Source organism: Arthrobacter globiformis, from assembly GCF_003261175.1.
Lineage (GTDB): Bacteria > Actinomycetota > Actinomycetes > Actinomycetales > Micrococcaceae > Arthrobacter > Arthrobacter globiformis_A.
Genome location: NZ_QLNP01000064.1, coordinates 100,014 through 115,831 on the forward strand (window position 1 = coordinate 100,014; position 15,818 = coordinate 115,831).

General features: G+C 65.7%; 16 protein-coding genes. 7 read left to right on the top strand and 9 right to left on the bottom strand.

The features are described from left to right. Positions 1-5: 5 nt before the first annotated feature. The 4 genes from DBZ45_RS07405 to DBZ45_RS07420 all read right to left on the bottom strand — a co-directional run bounded on the left by DBZ45_RS07405 (position 6) and on the right by DBZ45_RS07420 (position 4,189). Entirely contained in the window at positions 6-2,069 is a 2,064-nt protein-coding gene (locus tag DBZ45_RS07405; protein WP_111903275.1) for an HNH endonuclease signature motif containing protein, read from the bottom strand. Between the two features lie 353 nt (positions 2,070-2,422). After that, positions 2,423-2,836 carry a hypothetical protein gene (locus DBZ45_RS07410; protein ID WP_111903276.1) on the bottom strand — a complete coding sequence of 138 codons (414 nt, stop codon included), beginning with the start codon at positions 2,834-2,836 and terminating at the stop codon, positions 2,423-2,425. 112 nt (positions 2,837-2,948) lie between these two features. Continuing rightward, a complete protein-coding gene (locus DBZ45_RS07415; RefSeq protein WP_102972847.1) occupies positions 2,949-3,212 on the bottom strand; it encodes a GlsB/YeaQ/YmgE family stress response membrane protein in 264 nt (87 codons plus the stop codon). A gap of 146 nt (positions 3,213-3,358) precedes the next feature. Further along, positions 3,359-4,189, bottom strand: coding sequence for an aldo/keto reductase (locus tag DBZ45_RS07420; protein ID WP_111903277.1), 831 nt, complete (start codon positions 4,187-4,189; stop codon positions 3,359-3,361). A gap of 167 nt (positions 4,190-4,356) precedes the next feature. On the opposite strand from DBZ45_RS07420, the gene DBZ45_RS07425 reads away from it, so the two are divergent. After that, complete coding sequence (locus tag DBZ45_RS07425) at positions 4,357-5,073, top strand: CDP-alcohol phosphatidyltransferase family protein (protein WP_223256969.1); 717 nt, start codon at positions 4,357-4,359, stop codon at positions 5,071-5,073. 138 nt (positions 5,074-5,211) lie between these two features. Next, the gene (locus tag DBZ45_RS07430; protein ID WP_111903279.1) at positions 5,212-5,421 is read left to right on the top strand and encodes a hypothetical protein; all 210 of its coding nucleotides are present in this window, start codon (positions 5,212-5,214) and stop codon (positions 5,419-5,421) included. Between the two features lie 52 nt (positions 5,422-5,473). On the opposite strand, the gene DBZ45_RS07435 is transcribed toward DBZ45_RS07430, so the two are convergent. Genes DBZ45_RS07435 through DBZ45_RS07445 form a run of 3 tightly spaced genes read right to left on the bottom strand, consistent with a single transcriptional unit; the run spans position 5,474 to position 8,329 of the window. Further along, entirely contained in the window at positions 5,474-6,463 is a 990-nt protein-coding gene (locus tag DBZ45_RS07435) for an NAD-dependent epimerase/dehydratase family protein (RefSeq protein ID WP_111903358.1), read from the bottom strand. A gap of 53 nt (positions 6,464-6,516) precedes the next feature. Beyond that, positions 6,517-7,488 carry an aldo/keto reductase gene (locus DBZ45_RS07440; RefSeq protein ID WP_111903280.1) on the bottom strand — a complete coding sequence of 324 codons (972 nt, stop codon included), beginning with the start codon at positions 7,486-7,488 and terminating at the stop codon, positions 6,517-6,519. A gap of 19 nt (positions 7,489-7,507) precedes the next feature. Beyond that, the gene (locus tag DBZ45_RS07445) at positions 7,508-8,329 is read right to left on the bottom strand and encodes an aldo/keto reductase (RefSeq protein ID WP_111903359.1); all 822 of its coding nucleotides are present in this window, start codon (positions 8,327-8,329) and stop codon (positions 7,508-7,510) included. Positions 8,330-8,550: 221 nt separating this feature from the next. Between DBZ45_RS07445 and DBZ45_RS07450 the strand changes: the two genes are divergently transcribed. Continuing rightward, positions 8,551-9,495 (top strand): helix-turn-helix domain-containing protein, encoded by a 945-nt coding sequence (locus tag DBZ45_RS07450; protein ID WP_111903360.1) that lies wholly within the window; start codon positions 8,551-8,553, stop codon positions 9,493-9,495. A gap of 444 nt (positions 9,496-9,939) precedes the next feature. Here DBZ45_RS07450 and DBZ45_RS07460 read toward each other — a convergent pair whose 3' ends face one another. Then, positions 9,940-10,152, bottom strand: a complete 213-nt coding sequence (locus tag DBZ45_RS07460; RefSeq protein ID WP_111903282.1) for a dodecin — start codon at positions 10,150-10,152, stop codon at positions 9,940-9,942. A 207-nt stretch (positions 10,153-10,359) separates the two neighbouring features. On the opposite strand from DBZ45_RS07460, the gene DBZ45_RS07465 reads away from it, so the two are divergent. Further along, positions 10,360-11,577, top strand: a complete 1,218-nt coding sequence (locus DBZ45_RS07465) for an integrase catalytic domain-containing protein (RefSeq protein ID WP_223256970.1) — start codon at positions 10,360-10,362, stop codon at positions 11,575-11,577. On the opposite strand, the gene DBZ45_RS07470 is transcribed toward DBZ45_RS07465, so the two are convergent. Continuing rightward, positions 11,556-12,290 carry a FadR/GntR family transcriptional regulator gene (locus DBZ45_RS07470; protein WP_111903284.1) on the bottom strand — a complete coding sequence of 245 codons (735 nt, stop codon included), beginning with the start codon at positions 12,288-12,290 and terminating at the stop codon, positions 11,556-11,558. The genes DBZ45_RS07465 and DBZ45_RS07470 overlap by 22 nt on opposite strands. 151 nt (positions 12,291-12,441) lie before the next feature. On the opposite strand from DBZ45_RS07470, the gene DBZ45_RS07475 reads away from it, so the two are divergent. From DBZ45_RS07475 to DBZ45_RS07485, 3 genes are read left to right on the top strand one after another with little or no spacing between them, the layout of a single operon-like run. Continuing rightward, the gene (locus DBZ45_RS07475; protein WP_111903285.1) at positions 12,442-13,917 is read left to right on the top strand and encodes a four-carbon acid sugar kinase family protein; all 1,476 of its coding nucleotides are present in this window, start codon (positions 12,442-12,444) and stop codon (positions 13,915-13,917) included. A 22-nt stretch (positions 13,918-13,939) separates the two neighbouring features. After that, complete coding sequence (locus DBZ45_RS07480) at positions 13,940-14,848, top strand: NAD(P)-dependent oxidoreductase (protein WP_111903286.1); 909 nt, start codon at positions 13,940-13,942, stop codon at positions 14,846-14,848. Beyond that, positions 14,848-15,717, top strand: a complete 870-nt coding sequence (locus DBZ45_RS07485; RefSeq protein ID WP_111903287.1) for a class II fructose-bisphosphate aldolase — start codon at positions 14,848-14,850, stop codon at positions 15,715-15,717. Before DBZ45_RS07480 ends, DBZ45_RS07485 begins: the two co-directional genes overlap by 1 nt. Positions 15,718-15,818 lie beyond the last annotated feature (101 nt).

The following is a 15,818-nucleotide window of genomic DNA, read 5'->3' on the forward strand; positions in this document are numbered from 1 at the left end:
CCCCTTCAAGTTTTGTGGTGGTGGTTTTGTCGGGGTTGTTGGCGGGGGTCGATGTGGGGTGGCGGGATGAACCAGGGGATTCCGTTTTTGACGCGGATTTTCCACTGTTCTTTGTGGATTAGATGGTGGTGGTGGGCGCAGAGGAGGACGCCGTTGTCGGTGCTGGTGGGTCCGCCGCGGGACCAGTAGGTGATGTGGTGGGCTTCGCACCAGGATGCGGGGATGGTGCAGTTGGGGAAGGCGCAGCCCTGGTCTCGGGCGTTGAGGGCTTTGCGAATGTGGGACGGGAAGACCCGCGTGGTGCGGCCGATGTCGAGGATGCGTCCTTCGGAGCCGAGGAGGACGGGGATGATGTCGGCGTCGCAGGCGATTTTGCGGATGGTGGAGGCGGTGACCGGGCCGGTGTAGGTGAAGGTCCCGCTGCCGGTGGATGTGCTCGCGGGTGCGGTGCCGGGCTGCGCGCGGAACAGGGGTGTGCCGGCCCGGTTGATGCCCGGCAGGGTGGTGACGGGCCGGCTGCCTGTTAGGTGCTCTGGTGCGCTTGTCTGCCGAGTTTCTGTACCGGGATCCGGCTCCTGCCCGGGTTCGCTGGTTTGCCAGGCGTCTGCACTTGTTGGCCGTGTGTTGGGTTGGTTTCTGGTGTAGAGGGGGTCGTGGCTGGCGGTGGTTCCGATGCTGTTGAGGAGGTCCCGGTAGCCGATGGTGACCATGACTTGCGGGCGGAGCCCTCCGGTGGTGGGCAGGGTGCCGGCGGCGAGGGCTGCCTTGGACGCGCCGACGAGGCCGTCGAGGCGTTGCTGGGCGAGGGTGCGGCGGTCCAGGTCCGGTTCCGGGGCGGGGGCATTGAAGACCGCGTCGGGGTCGACGGGGCCGCTACCCTTGCCGTCACTGTCCGTGCCGCTGGTGTCCGGTGTGGTGGTGCGGGGGTTCGTGGCGGTGTTCATGACGGTGGTGAGGACTTCGTATTGGTCGGTGGTGGCGCGGATTTCGAGGTGGTGGAGGCCGCCGCGTTTGTGGTGGAAGAAGACGCCTTGGCGGTGCCGGAGGTTTTCCTCGGAGGGTTCGGTGCCGTCCTGGTCGAGGGCGTCGATGCAGCGGTGGGCGATGCGGGTGAGGAAGTCGTGGTCGTTTTCGATCGCGGTTTGGGTAAGGGTGTGTTCCATGTGCGCGATCGCGTCGGGGTCGGGGATGTGGCGGACCTTGTCCAGGGCGGTGGTGATGGTGGTTGCGACGCGGGAGGAGATGATTCCGGCGGTGAGGGCGGCGGCGGTTTCTTCGCAGGCGGGCGGCATGGGGCGGCCGGCGAGTCCGGTGCGGGGGAGTGTGGCGTTGGCGAGGGCGAGGCGGCGGCGTGCTTCGGAGGATCTGATCCGTAGCCGGGTGCGGAGGAAGTCGGCGGTGTTCCGGGATCCGTCATCGGCCGGGGACCAGGTGGTCGCCGCGCGGGCTGGAACCGACTGGGCCGTAACGGAAGCCGAAGCCGGGGTTTCAGCGCGGGCGGCGATGGCGGCAGTTGTGGTGCTGCCGGAGGTGGCGGCTCCAGCCGTGGCGGTGGCAGCGTTGGAGGGCTGAGCCCCGTGCGCCGTGGCAGGTTCGGCTTCGGGTGGAGCGCCCCAGCCCGTGGTCCAGCCGGCCGCGCGGCCGGCCGTCTCTGCGGCGTTGATCGCCTCGGTGCGCGTCCGCTCCACAGCCGCGGCAGCCTGCAGCTGAAGGTACTCGACGCGACGGGAGAGCTCCTCGGTGAGCTCCGCGAAATCAGCCGCGTCCTGGAAGCTCGCCGCGGCGAGTTCCTCCGGCGCCGAACTGGTCGCCCTGTCCAGCAGCGCTAGGGATGCCTTCAAATCAGCAGTTGCTGGCGACGACACCGGCGCCTCGGCGGTGAGGCCGGCGGCAGCACCGCCGCCGGACGTGTCTCTTTTTGGGGCGTCAGAAAGTATAGGAGCGCCGGAAACGGAACCGGCGGAGGGAATGCTGCGAAGCCCGCGGCCGCGCATTAGAGCAGCGGCCCTGAAGCCGGAGACGTTCGTCCCGGCTGCGGTTTCCGCTCGCTCTTCCCCAATGGCTTCCATAGGAAAACTATCTCAACAGGGTCTGACATTTTTGTGACTGGGGACACTGCCCGCCGCGAAGCGGGCGGCGGCACCGCCGTCGGACGATGATGTGTCCGCAACGGCGGTGCCGGACCCGGCAGAAGCCGGTCGCCCTAAAGCGGGCACGCAAGGCAGCAGCGCAGCAGCCAGGCCGGGCACTGCTGCCCGGCCTGGCTGACCGTCCGTGCTCTCCCCGGTGGCTTCTATAGGAAAACATTGTCAGGGGGCTCTGACATTTTTAGTTCTTACCCGCACCGCCCAGGATGCAGGCTCAAGCGGGCTGACAATCGCGGCCGCCCCGGCGGGAGCCGCTCTGCCCTCGTCGGACCGTCCTAACCCTTGCTTTCGTTTAGTGCCGAATCGGATTCAACATCGGAGGTTCCGAGGTTGACGGTCTCCGGATGCGTGCTGTGGGCGGGCACCTGCCCGCTGTCTGCCGATGTGCCCGCTGCAGACGCAGTGCCGGCAGAAGCGGTGCCAGCGTCACCGGGCTTTGGTGCATCGCGGTGCATGGCCGAGCCAAGCACGGTTCCTGCCCGGCGCGCGGCTTCAGCCAGTTGGTCAGTGACCTCAGGGGCCTTTTCCTTGACGGCTTCGGTTGCTGCCGTCACCTTGTCCTGGACCGGCTTGCTGTCCCAGATGCCTGCGGCGCGCGCTTTGAGCTTGTCGTAGGCTGCCCGGCCGGACCTGGATCCGAGCACGTAGCCTGCAGCGATTCCGGCGCCGAAGAGAAGTTTGGATTTCATGACGATCTCCTACTCTTGAGGGGGATCTGTACGATTGGTTCGGCCCGGTAGGGCCTGGGGTAGGAAACCGGCCCCGGGAGTTTTCCCGGAGCCGGTTCCGGCACTGCCCTGTCTAGCGGGCCGAGCGCTTGGTAATCATGCCGTAAACGAGCAGCACGATAAGTGCGCCGCCGATCGCCAGCAGCCAGGTGGACAGCGAGAAGAACTCGTTGATACCGACATTAAAGAGCGCGCTGCCGATGAAGCCGCCGAGAATTGCGCCAACCACACCAAGCAGAAGCGTGATGAAAATGCCGCCGCCCTGCCGGCCCGGGAGGATGGCCTTAGCAATGGCTCCAGCAATGAGGCCAAGAATCAGAAATGCGAAAAAACCCATCTTTTATCGTTCCTTCTTCATCTAGAGGAGTTACCCGGATTGCCGGGTACGCTTCGTCCTTCTGCTCAATACTAATCATGCTTACTATTTATTTGCCAGTCGCTATCCGGTGAGGGGCGCCTGCTGCGCAAGCCGGGGGCCTGCCGCTAGTGGCCCTGAACGTCCGAATTTACCCCTGCCTCGGGGCCTTCATCGAGGGTGCTAATGGCAGTCAGGTCCTCCTCGTCCAGAGCGAAGTCGAAGACGTCGATGTTCTCCTTCATCCGCTGAGGATCGGAGGATTTGGGGATGGCCACCAACCCCTGCTGTACGTGCCAGCGCAGTACCACCTGGCTGACTGTTTTGCGGTGTTTACCGGCGATTCGTGTCAGAACTGGCGCGGACAGCAGCCCCGACCCCGCACCCAGCGGGCTGTACGATTCTGTGGCGATCCCGTGCCGCTCGTTGTAGGCGCAGTCCGCGGAGCGGTTTACCGAGGGGTTGAGCTGGATCTGGTTGACGGCCGGCACTACGTCGGCCTGCCACATCAGCTGTTCAAGATGAGCGGGCTTGAAGTTCGATACGCCGATCGACCGGACCTTCCCTTCGCCCTGCAGCCGTTCAAAGGTCTTCCAAGTGGAGATGAATTCTCCGCGGCGGGGGAGCGGCCAGTGGATCAGCAGCAAGTCCACGTAGTCCAGGTTGAGCCGCCTCAGCGAGCCCTCAAGGCCTGCCACAGCCAGATCCCCACCCTGGAACTCGCCGTCCAGCTTGGTGGTGATGAAAAACTCCGTCCGGTCGAGGCCGCTGTTCCGAATCCCGGATCCGACGCCGGCCTCGTTCCCGTATCGCACGGCGGTATCAATATGCCGGTACCCGGCTTCCGCAGCCCGTACGACGGCGTCACTCACCTCCCGGTCGTTCAGCGGACAGGTGCCAAGGCCGATCTGAGGTATCCGGTTGCCGTCATTCAGCGTGATGACTGGTGCTTGTGCCATGCGGAAGAGTCTTTCCTATCGGGGGCAGTTTGCCCAGACCCCGTTTGCTACCTCGCGTGTCCTGGTCTGGCTATCTTCCGAGGTCAAGGCAGGAATGCTCGTGGCCTCCTGTTGTTACGATGAGCGCAAGGAGGCATATGCAGGTCTTGCTCGCTAGGCGTGCTCTGGTGGACGTAGCCGTTGCCATGGCTGGTTTCCTTGTGTCCGGCAGCTGGATCCTGAACGTGGCTGGTGCTGAAGTAACGTACTTCCTTGCCGCCATGGGTGCCGGACTGGCGGTGCTGGGAAATGCCGCAGCCTCTGTCCTCAGCCGCAAGCCCCTGCTGACGACGGCCGCGGACCGCATTACCCTGATTCGCGCTGTGTTGGTTTCCTGTTGCGCGGCAATAGTGATTCCAGCGTTGTTCGGCGGAACCGGGCCCGGCGTGCCGGTGGTAGTGCTGGGTGCGGCGGCATTCCTTCTTGACGCGGTGGACGGGGCCGTTGCGCGGCGATTTGCCTGCGAGAGCCCGGCCGGAGGCCGGCTGGATGTCCAGACCGACGCGGCGCTGGTCCTCGTACTGTCGTGCGCGGCAGTACCAATCGTCGGTCCCTGGGTCCTGGCCGTCGGACTCATGTGGTACGCCTTCGTAGCAGCCGGATGGTTCCGGCCTGAACTGAAACGAACTCTGCCCGTTAAGAGGCTGCGCAAGGTTATTGGTGCGTACCAGCCCTGCGCCTTGCTGCTGGCACTCACGCCGGGGGTGCCAGGTGGAATCACCACTGCTGCCGTTGTCCTGGCGCTTGTGGCGCTGCTGGCTTCGTTTGGCCGGGACGTCGTCGAACTGGAGCAAGGCCACCGGAAGTGGACCGGCCGGCACTCCGGCACCGAACTGGTGAACTGATGGCAGCCGGCTAACCTGAACGGCCTTTGCGCTCGGCGCCGGGCTGGTGCTCTGGACTAACCATGGCTGCGCTGGTAATCCTTGGAGTGGCCCGGCAGGAGAAAATCCTGGCCCTTCCGACAGCTAAGGATCCAGACCATGAGCGAAATGCCCGCCGATCCGGAGCAGAACCCGACGGACCAGCCTGAGAGCGGTTCACCCCAGGGCTTCCCCTTTGACCCCAACCAGGACCCGCCCCAGGAGGAACCCGCAGTTCCCCACCAGGACAACCCTGGGCCACCCACCGGCCCGGACGGCGAGCCTGACGAGCCGGCCCTGGAGGATCCCCAGCGGGCGCCCGCCAAGTAAGCGGGTGCCCGCCCGAGGGTACCCGAAGCACGCTCGAGGGGGAGCTTCCCTGCTAGAAGGGCCGCCGGACCCAGTCGACGAGCCTGTCGCTCATGTCCATGAACCCGTCGTCCACCACCTGCAGTTCCGGCCGGGAGTCGTACCACTGCACCACTTCCCGCGCACCGAAGGAAAACGGGATGGTTGCCGAGAACTCCGGAACCAGGGCCTTGATCTTGGAATTGTCGAACACCACGGAGTGTGACCGGTCGCCGAGCAGCCAAGGCCCGCGGACCGGATCCATGGCCGCGATGGTTTCAGAGGCCACGTGGACCAGTTCCGGCCCGGCAACCCCCGCCGCCTGCGCGAACTGGCGGTAAATCACGTCCCACGTCAGGAACTCCTCCGAGGTGATGGTGTAGCTTTCACCCACCGCTTGATAGCGGCCGATGAGCCCCACGAAAGCTTTGGCGAAATCACTGCTGTGCGTGACGGTCCACAGCGAGGCCCCGTCGCCATGCACAACAACAGGCAGACCCGCCCGCATCCGGTGGATGTCGGTCCAGCCTCCCAGCAGCGCGATTTTGGTCCGGTCGTAGGTATGAGACGGCCGCACCACCGTGACCGGAAAGTCCTCCTCCCGGTACGCCTGCAGCAGGACATCCTCGCAGGCAATCTTGTCCCGGGAATACTGCCAGTAAGGATTCCGCAGGGGAGTCGACTCCAGGATGGGGAGCCGGGCCGGCGGCTTTTGGTACGCCGAGGCTGAGCTGATGAACACGAACTGCCCGGTGCGGCCGCGGAACTGCTCCACAGCGGCGCCGGCGTGCTCTGGAGTGAAGGAGATAAAGTCCGCGACGGCGTCGAACTCGCGTCCGCCCAGAACGTTCCGGACCGCTGCGGGATCGCGGACGTCTGCCTGCAAGATCTCCGTGCCGGCGGGTGCAGGACGGTCTACCGATCTTCCCCTATTAAGCACGGTGACCCGGTGGCCAAGCTCCGCCGCGCGCGCCACCGCCGCGGCGCTGATCACGCCGGTTCCCCCGATGAACAGCAGCTTCAGCCGCGCGGCGTCCGGAAACTGCCGCTGCGGGAGCGAAGCATTGGCTGGGCCGCTCACCAGGCGTAGTCCTCCGGGGCGGTGCGATGTCCCGGGAAGATGGCATCGAGGCGCTTGAGCGCATCCTCATTCAGCGGGACGTCCAAGGCCCGGACGGCTGCATCGAGCTGTTCCTGCGTGCGCGGGCCGATGATCGGGGCGGTGACAGCGGGCTGGTGAAGCAGCCACGCGAGGGCGACGTCTCCGGGCTCATGGCCCAGTTCCTCCGCGAAGTCCTCATATTCCCGGATCTGGTCGTGGTGGTTCCTCAGCGTTTCTGCCGCCCGCCCCTCAAGGCGCCGGACGCCGTCGCGCTCCTTTTTCAGCACCCCGCCCAGCAGTCCGCCGTGCAGCGGCGACCACGGGATGATGCCCAGGCCGTACTGCTGGGCGGCGGGGATGACCTCCAGCTCTACGTTCCGGGTCAGCAGGTTGTAGATGGACTGCTCGCTTATCAGGCCCGTGTAGTTCCGGCGGGTGGCGGCTTCCTGTGCCTGCGCGATGTGCCAGCCGGCCAAGTTGCTGCTGCCCGAGTAGAGGATCTTGCCCTGCTGGACAGCCACTTCGATGGCCTGCCAAATCTCGTCCCACGGCGTGTTCCGGTCCACGTGATGGAACTGGTAGATGTCGATGTAATCAGTCTGGAGCCGCTTGAGGCTGGCATCGAGTGCCCGCCGGATGTTCAGGGCGGAAAGCTTGGACTCGTTGGGTCGGTCCGTCATAGTGCCATAAAGCTTGGTGGCCAGCACAGTGCGTTCGCGGCGCTCGCCGCCCTTCGCGAACCAGCGGCCGATGATTTCCTCGGTCCAGCCGCGGTGCTCGGTTCCGCCATAGACGTTGGCAGTGTCAAAGAAATTGATGCCTGCCCCGTGGGCGGAGTCCATGATGGCCTGCGCGGCGGATTCCTCGGTTTGCGGGCCGAAGTTCATGGTACCGAGGCAAAGCCGGGAAACCTGCAGGCCCGAACGGCCCAGATGCGTGTACTGCATTGGTTGGTTGTCCTTTCGCTCAGAGCTGGGAAAAAGCGGCGACGGCGGGATCCGCGCCGATGCGCGACCCGGCCTCCAGCGCCGTGATTGATTCCACGTCCGCAGCGGTCAGTCGGATCGCCGCTGCCGCGAGGTTCTCCCGCATGCGGGCGGAGTCCGCTGACTTGGGGATGACGATGTTACCGGCGGCCAGGTGCCAGGCGAGGACAATCTGCGCCGGAGTAGCCCCGCGGGCCTCGGCAAGGCCGGTGACGGCAGACGTGTCCAGGTCCGCGCCCTGCCCCAGCGGGCTGTAGGCTTCCACCGCGATTCCGTGCGAGCGGCTCTTGGCAGCGAGCGGGGCCTGCTGGAATGTGGGGTGCAGTTCGAACTGGTTAACCGCCGGAACCACCTCGGCGCCTGCCAGGACCGTGTCCAAGTGCTCCTCCAGGAAATTCGAAACGCCAATGGCGCGTGCCTCGCCGTTGGCGTAAATCTTTTCCAGTTCTTTCCACGCCTCCGTGTAGAGGCCCTGTGACGGCACCGGCCAGTGGATCAGGTAGAGGTCAAGGAAGTCCAGCCCGAGGTCCTTCCGGCTGTTCTGGAATGCCTCGTGTGCGTTGCCCTGCTCGCCGTTGCGCAACTTGGTGGTGATAAAGAGTTCCTGGCGGGGGATCCCGGTGGCGGCAATGGCTGCGCCCACTCCCGCCTCGTTCCGGTACGCCGCTGCGGTGTCGATGTGGCGATATCCGGCTTCGAGGGCATCCTCGACAATGCGCTGTGTCTCCTCGGGCGGCACCTGGAACACGCCGAATCCCAACTGGGGGATGGAAACACCGTTGTTGAGGACGAGCTGCGGGATCTCCAGCTCCTGCGGGGCGGGGCCCTGCCCGGACGCTCGGGGGGTGGAATCTGGGCTCTGAGACATGCGAATTCTCCTTGCTGCATCACGGCTGGTTCCTTACGAGCCTATGCATCCGGGGCTCATGAGTCAGTAGCTGTGGCTGTCCCTGTTTTTCCTAGGATTCCCAGTCCTACCTTCGTTGTAGAAAGCAAGCCCAGGCGACGTGCACAATGGAGTCCATGGGTCAGAGCGTCGAGTTCGGCAAGTTCCTCAAGGCAATGCGGTCCCGACTGAAACCGGAAGAAGCCGGCATCACGGACGGCGCCGGTGCCAGGCGCGTCCCCGGCCTGCGGCGGGAGGAAATCGCCCGCCTTGCAGGTGTCAGCACGGACTACTACACCCGGCTGGAGCAGGGCCGGAATATCCACCCGTCGCGGGCAGTGCTGGATTCGGTGGCGAGGGCCCTCAGGCTCGACGCCGGAGAGCAGGCCCACATGATGAACCTCATGGAACACTGCGCAGAATCGGCGCGCTCGGCGTTGCCGGTCCAGGCAGTCCGGCCGGCGCTGCGCCAGCTGCTGGAGGCGGTGGGCGACGTGCCCGCGCTGGTCCTGGGGCGGCGCACAGATGTTCTGGCGGGCAACCGAATGGCCTTCCTGCTGTTCGCGGACTTTCCGGAGCTGCCGGCAAGCGAGCGGAACCTGACCCGCTGGCTCATCCTCGATCCGCGGGCCCGTGAGCTTTTCCGGGACTGGAAAACCGTGGCGGCAGAGGCTGCCGGGGCCTTGCGGGTGGATGTGGGGAGGCATCCGAACGACGCCCGGGCCAACCAGCTGGTGGGGGAACTTGCCGTGCACAGCGAGCATTTCCGCCAGTGGTGGGCGGGCCACCGGGTGGCCACGCGTTCGGCGGGCAGCGTCCGGCTCCATCATCCCGCCGTGGGCGATTTGGAACTGCACTTTGAGAACCTGGTCCTTCCGAATGACGCCGACCAGGTGCTTCGGGTCTATTCGGCCCCGCAAGGCTCCCCGTCCGCGGATGCGCTCACACTGCTGGGCAGTCTCGGCGCGGGCGCCGCTGCAGAAAGCACTGTTGAAAGCACGACGCCGAAGGAGGCGGCCGCTTCCATCGCACCGGAGGCGGCGGCCCAGGCCGCAAGTAGGCCGAAGCCCGCCGTGCCCTGAGCGGCCGCCCGGCACGCCAGCCCCGGGCCAGGCAACGCCGGATACCTGTACTGATGCCCAGCCGAAGGGCGGGATTCTATTCATTCGCCCATTGGGCGGGTGTGGCCCGTTTCATAGCCTTGGAGGAGGAACTTCTACCAGCCCTCCGACCCAAGGATGACATTCAACGATGAAACGCATCGCACTGCTTCGGGAACGCCAGACACCTTCTGCTTCGACCGGAGCCCACTGCCCGGCGTCGGGAATGTGGGCCCCTGCCGACTCGCCGGACGAGGCCCATGCCTTCTTTGAAGGGCAGGTATTTCCCGCGTTCCGTGGGATTCCGACAGTGTGGCGCCGGAGAGCAAGCGGCCAGGATTAGGCAAGTACTGCGGCGCCGGCTGAACCTCAGCCGGCGCCGCAGTACTGGTTCCGCTACGCCCGGTGAAACCGGGTATTGCTATGTCAGTCCCGCTCCAGGCGGAACCCGAGCTTGAGGGTGACCTGCCAGTCCGCCACTTGACCGTTCTCCAGGTGGCCGCGGACCTCCTTGACTTCGAACCAGTCCAGGTTGCGCAACGTCTTCGCGGCGTCGGAAATGCCGTTACGGACGGCCGCGTCGATGCCTTCGGTCGAGGTTCCGACAATTTCAGAAATGCTGTAGGTGTTATTAGACAACTTCGCTCCTCGTGATCGCCATCGATACCCGGCTGCGGGCCGTTCCTGCAGAGTATCGGACGCGGCGCCCGGGGACTAGGCTTCGCGTTGACTCATGGAAGATGCCCGCGTAGGGGTATTCGAAGAATCATTTGAGAATGCCCGCGAAGCGGCGTGTCCGCCGGGGTGGTGTTTGCCGCTTCGGCATTGTGAGCCATGGAGCTTTCGATGAGTGAACGCAGGGCTGTCACGAAGGTCATCGCCACCCGCTATGCCCGGGCCGACCGGGCCGGGAAGAAGCAGATTCTCGATGAGCTGTGCGCGACGACGGGATGGCACCGCGATCACGCCCGCAAGGCGCTGCGGCAGGCGCTGGTACTGAAACCGGTGCGGGCCAGGGAGCCACGGCCGCCGCTGTACGGGGACGCAGTGGTCGAGGCCTTGCGGTTCTGTTGGGCGGTCCAGGGAACGCCCTGCGGCCGGCTCCTGGCGGCGGCGCTGCCGGACCTGGTACCGCGCCTGCGACGGTTCAACGAACTCCGCATCGATGCCGCCACGGCCGCGCAACTGCTGAAAATTTCGCCGGCGACCATCGACCGCAGACTCAAAGCCGACCGGGCGAAACTCGAGCCCCGCGGCCGGTCCCACACCAAGCCCGGAACGCTGCTGAAGGACTCCATTCCGGTCCGGACCTGGGCCGAGTGGGACGACGCGGTGCCCGGATTCGTCGAGATCGATCTGGTTGGGCACGAGGGCGGCAACAACCAGGGCGAGTTCTGCTTCACCCTTGATATCACTGACATCGCGACCGGCTGGACCGAAACCCGGTCGGTGCGGAACAAGGCCCAGAAATGGGTTTTCGCGGCCATCAAGGACGCCACGGCCGCGTTCCCGTTCCCGATCCGGGGGATCGATTCGGACAACGGCTCGGAGTTCATCAACTGGGAGCTCTACCGCTGGTGCGAGCACGAAAAACTGACCTTCACCCGGTCCCGGTCCGGGAACAAGAACGACGGCGCGCACGTCGAGCAGAAGAACTGGCACGTCGTCCGGCAGACCGCCGGTTACCACCGCTACGACACACCCGGTGAGCTGGAACTGCTGAACCGGATCTGGGAGCTCCAGCGGCTGCTGACCAACCACTTCGGACCCCAGCAAAAACTCCTCACCAAAACCCGGACCGGCGCGAAGATCACCAAGACCTACGACGCGCCCGCCACCCCGTACCAGCGGGTTCTGGCCGACACCGGCACGGTCACTAAAGCCACCAAGGCTCGTCTGAAACGCGAAAACCGGCCACTGAACCCGGCCGCCATCCAACGCCAGATCCAGGCCCTCTGCAGAGAGCTCCTGACCCTGACCACCGCAAAACAAGGCGCCAGGAAGCAGCCCGTCATCCGGGCAAAATCAGATGATTCCACGAATCAACCCAGGCGGGCATCTTGACATGATTCCTCGGGGGCTTCCAGCACGTAGCTTCTGAGGTCGCTGAGGGTCTGCTGCATGTGGGCGTCCATGGCATCGCGTGCCTGCTGTGGATCACGGGCGGCCAGAGCCTCGTAGATGTTCTGGTGGTGCCCGATCGCATGCTCCTGAATATCCTGCACCTTCGAGGTTTCGGTCCGTCCCTTTTCGAGAACGCGGTGCAGGGGTTCGAAGACGACGGCCACAAAGACGTTTTCAGACGCCTGCAGTATCTGGTCATGGAAAGCCAGGTCGGCGGCAACAAAACGCGCCACGTCATTGTTCTGGTGGGCCTTCCGCATGTCCGCCACGCAGCCCCGAAGGCCTTCAAGCTCGGCATCGGTAATGCGCTGTGCCGCGAGCTCGCAGGCACCCGTTTCCAGCATCCGGCGCAACTCGATCAGCTGGACCGCCGCGGCCGGGCCGTTCTGCCCCTCGGAAGTGGCTCGCAGCACTGCCTCGAGAGACGACCACCGGTTCAGGGGGTTCACGAACGTGCCGCGGCCCCGTTCCACGCTCAGGATGCGTTGCGCCTCGAGGGTCTTCATCGCCTCCCGCACTGTCATGCGGCTGACGTCGTGCCGCGCGCTGAGTTCCAGTTCCCCCGGCACGCTGCTGCCCGGTGGAAACTCGCCGGAGATGATGCGGTCAAGGAGTTCGTCGGCGACGACGCCCACCAATGATTTGCGTGCCATTTCTTCCGTTCAGCGTCTATGGCCTTCCAGCCGGGGTACCTGCAAAGTGTACTTGCACACGAGCTGTGCGTTATGCCACACTAGCACCAAACACCAGATGTCTGACATCTGACAATGATCACAAGACAGTTTCGACACAACGGAGTGCACAGTGCCCCTCGAATCCGACGTTCTGGCCGCCTTTCCCGCCGAACTCCAGATCCCTTCCCGGCAGGTGGCCAACGCTGTGGCGGCCACGGCTGCCACGTCCCCGCGCGTCCTCGTCGTGCTCGACGACGATCCCACCGGCACGCAGTCGGTGGCGGATCTTCCTGTGCTCACCAGCTGGGAAGTGGAGGACTTCCGGTGGGCTCTCCATCAGGGTAAGCCAGCCGTTTACGTGCTGACGAACACCCGCAGCCTTGACCCGGCAGAAGCGGCTGAACGCAATGAAGAAGTGGTGCGCAACGCCCTCGCCGCTGCCCGGAACGGCGAAGGCGAGGTAAAGCTCGGTTTCGTGAGCCGCAGCGACTCGACCCTCCGCGGACACTTCCCCCTGGAACCTGACGTCATTGCCGCGACGGTGGCAGCCGAAAGCGGTGACTCAACGGACGGCGTCGTGATGGTTCCGGCATTTCCCGACGCCGGCCGCATCACCATTGGCGGCGTGCACTACACACGTGGCCCGGAGGCCGGCGAGCTGGTCCCCGTTGCCGAGACCGAATTCGCCAAGGACGCCACCTTCGGCTTTGCCAATTCCGAGATGGCCAAGTACGTGGAAGAGAAGTCGCAGGGGCGGTTTGCCGCGGACTCCGTGATCGTGCTGGACCTGAACATCATCCGCGCCGGTTCCGCCACCGGGCAGGCTGAGGTGTCGGCCAAGGCAATCGCAGACGCGATCGAACCCGCCACGCAGTCCACGCCCATCGTGGTGGACATCGTCACGGAAAACGACATGCGTGCCCTGGCGCTGGGCCTGGAGGAGGCTGAACGCCGCGGCAAGAAGCTGCTGTACCGGGTTGGCCCGCCGTTCATGCGCGCCCGGATCGGCCAGGACATCAGGCCTGAACTCAGCGGCGAGGAAGCGTACGCGGGCAACACCCCGTCCGAAGCCGGCGGCCTGGTCGTCGTCGGCTCCCACGTGGGCGTGACCACCCGGCAGCTCAAGGTGCTCACGGACCGGCACAGCAGCGCGCGCATTGTGGAGATCGACGTTGAAAAGCTCCTTAGCGAGGAGGCAGCCGCGTACCTCGACCAGACGGTGGACACGGTCGTGGAGGCCCTGCGCGGCGGTGACGTCATTGTCCACACCAGCCGCCTGCTCATCAAGACCGATGACCCGGCCGAAAGCCTGCGGATCGCGCGCACCGTGTCCGCCGCCGTCGTCGCCGTGGTGAACCGGACGCTGAAGACCTTCCCGCCGCGGTTTGTCATCGCCAAGGGCGGCATCACATCGTCGGATGTTGCCGCGCACGGGCTGGAGATCCGGCATGCGATCGTCCGCGGGCCTATGCTGCCCGGCATCGTGAGCCTGTGGGAGCCGGTTGACGGCCCTGCCAAGGGGATCCCGTACATCGTTTTTGCCGGCAACGTCGGCGATGACGAGTCACTCGCCCAGGTCACCAGCAAGCTCAGCAACACTTTCTAATCCCACTTTCCTGGAGAACACCATGACCTCGAATTACACAGTCACCGTCCTCGGACTGGGCGCCATGGGACTGCCCATGGCTACCCGCCTCGCCAGCCAGCTGACCGTCCACGGCTTCGACATCGCCGAACCGCGCCTGCGCCTCGCCGAGGAATCCGGCGTGAAGACCTTCGCTTCCGCCCGGGATGCGGCCCAGGATACCGACGCCCTGCTGCTCGCCGTGCGCAACAGCGAACAACTCGACGACGTCCTGTTCGGCGGGAACGGCGTGGCCTCGGTGCTGAAGCCGGGTGCCGTCGTCATCCTGACCAGCACCGTGGGCACGGAGGCCATCCCGTCCACCGTCGCCCGCCTGGCCGAGTTCGGCGTCGGGCTCGTGGACGCCCCGCTGTCCGGCGGCCCCAAGCGCGCCGGCGAGGGCGACCTGCTGATCGTCGTCGGAGCCGAACCCGCTGCGCGGGAATCGGCGCGGCCGGTCTTGGAGCTGCTCGCCTCCACCCTGACTGTGGTCGGCGACAAGCCCGGTGACGGGCAGGCGCTGAAGACCGTCAACCAGCTGCTGTGCGGCATCCACATCGCGGCGGCCGCGGAGGCCATGGCGCTGGCCGACGCGCTGGGCCTGGACCAGGCGAAGACCCTCGCCGCCCTTGAGGCCGGGGCCGCCGGCTCCTTCATGCTCTCCAACCGCGGCCCGCGCATCCTGGAGGCCTACACCGAGGAAGGCGCCGAGGTGCTAAGCCGCCTGGACATCTTCGTCAAGGACATGGGCATCGTGGGCAAGGCCACGCGCAGTGCTGGCCTGGCGACGCCCGTCGCCGCCGCCGCCGAGCAGCTGTACCTGTTGGGCCAGGCCCACGGGCTGGCCGCTGCCGATGACTCCGCCGTCATCAAGGTGGTTGCCCCCACCAAGCGCACCTCCGGGGAAGGCTGATGCGGGCACAGCTCGACGATCTGGTGGTCTCCGCCCTCAAACGGGGGTCGGCCGTGCCGGCGTTCACCTGCTACGACTTCACCACGGCCCTGGCCGTGGTGAGCGCCGCGGAGGAAGCAAGGCGCGGTGTCATCCTGCTGGTTGCACCCAAGACCGCCGCCACAGGCAACGGGCTAAGGCTGATCTCGGCGCTCCGGGGCCTGGCGGACGCCGCGTCCGTGCCGGTTGCCGTGCAGCTCGACCACGCCGCAGACCTCGATGTCATCACTGCCGCCGTCGCCGCGGGCGCGGACTCTGTCCTGGCCGACGGCTCAGCCCTGCCGTACGAAGAGAACATCGGGTTGGTGTGTGCAGTGCGGTCCGCGCTCGAGGCCCAGGGTCATGCCGGCGTGGTCCTGGAAGCTGAACTGGGCGGCCTGGCCGGTGACGAGGACAAGGCGTTCGGCGCGGAAGGCGACGGGGCGGGCAACGAGGTTGCCGGGCTCACCGACTCCGCCCAGGTGGAGGACTTCGTGGCACGGACAGGCGCGCAGCTGCTCGCCGTGGCCGTGGGCAACGTCCACGGAAAGTACAGGGGCGAGCCGCGCCTGCGCTGGGATGTCCTGCAGGACATCGCCGTGCGGACGCACATCCCGCTGGTGCTCCATGGTGCCTCGGGCATTCCGGCGGATGAACTGGCCAAAGCCCCGGCCATGAATGTGGGCAAGGTCAACTTCAACACTGAACTCCGCACCGGCGTCCTCGCCACGCTCGAGGAGCAGATTCCCGCGCACCGGGCCGACGGCGAGAACCTGCAGGGGCTACTCACCCGCTGGAACGCCGCCGCGAAGGACTTTGGCGCGAGCACACTGGCGATCCTTAGCCGCTGACGGGAGTTCTTGTCCGCGTATCGCGACTTCGGGAGCCCTTTGGCGGCCAATATGTGGACAAAAACTCCAGACCTCACATAAAGGGCAAGTTGGCGCACAAT

Bases quoted from the DNA above. Each gene is read 5' to 3' on its own strand.
- DBZ45_RS07485 (WP_111903287.1), top strand. From the start codon at position 14,848: ATGCGGGCACAGCTCGACGATCTGGTGGTCTCCGCCCTCAAACGGGGG.
- DBZ45_RS07465 (WP_223256970.1), top strand. From the start codon at position 10,360: ATGAGTGAACGCAGGGCTGTCACGAAGGTCATCGCCACCCGCTATGCC.
- DBZ45_RS07415 (WP_102972847.1), bottom strand. From the start codon at position 3,212: ATGGGTTTTTTCGCATTTCTGATTCTTGGCCTCATTGCTGGAGCCATT.
- DBZ45_RS07450 (WP_111903360.1), top strand. From the start codon at position 8,551: ATGGGTCAGAGCGTCGAGTTCGGCAAGTTCCTCAAGGCAATGCGGTCC.
- DBZ45_RS07470 (WP_111903284.1), bottom strand. From the start codon at position 12,290: ATGGCACGCAAATCATTGGTGGGCGTCGTCGCCGACGAACTCCTTGAC.
- DBZ45_RS07405 (WP_111903275.1), bottom strand. From the start codon at position 2,069: ATGGAAGCCATTGGGGAAGAGCGAGCGGAAACCGCAGCCGGGACGAAC.
- DBZ45_RS07440 (WP_111903280.1), bottom strand. From the start codon at position 7,488: ATGCAGTACACGCATCTGGGCCGTTCGGGCCTGCAGGTTTCCCGGCTT.
- DBZ45_RS07420 (WP_111903277.1), bottom strand. From the start codon at position 4,189: ATGGCACAAGCACCAGTCATCACGCTGAATGACGGCAACCGGATACCT.
- DBZ45_RS07480 (WP_111903286.1), top strand. From the start codon at position 13,940: ATGACCTCGAATTACACAGTCACCGTCCTCGGACTGGGCGCCATGGGA.
- DBZ45_RS07410 (WP_111903276.1), bottom strand. From the start codon at position 2,836: ATGAAATCCAAACTTCTCTTCGGCGCCGGAATCGCTGCAGGCTACGTG.
- DBZ45_RS07430 (WP_111903279.1), top strand. From the start codon at position 5,212: ATGAGCGAAATGCCCGCCGATCCGGAGCAGAACCCGACGGACCAGCCT.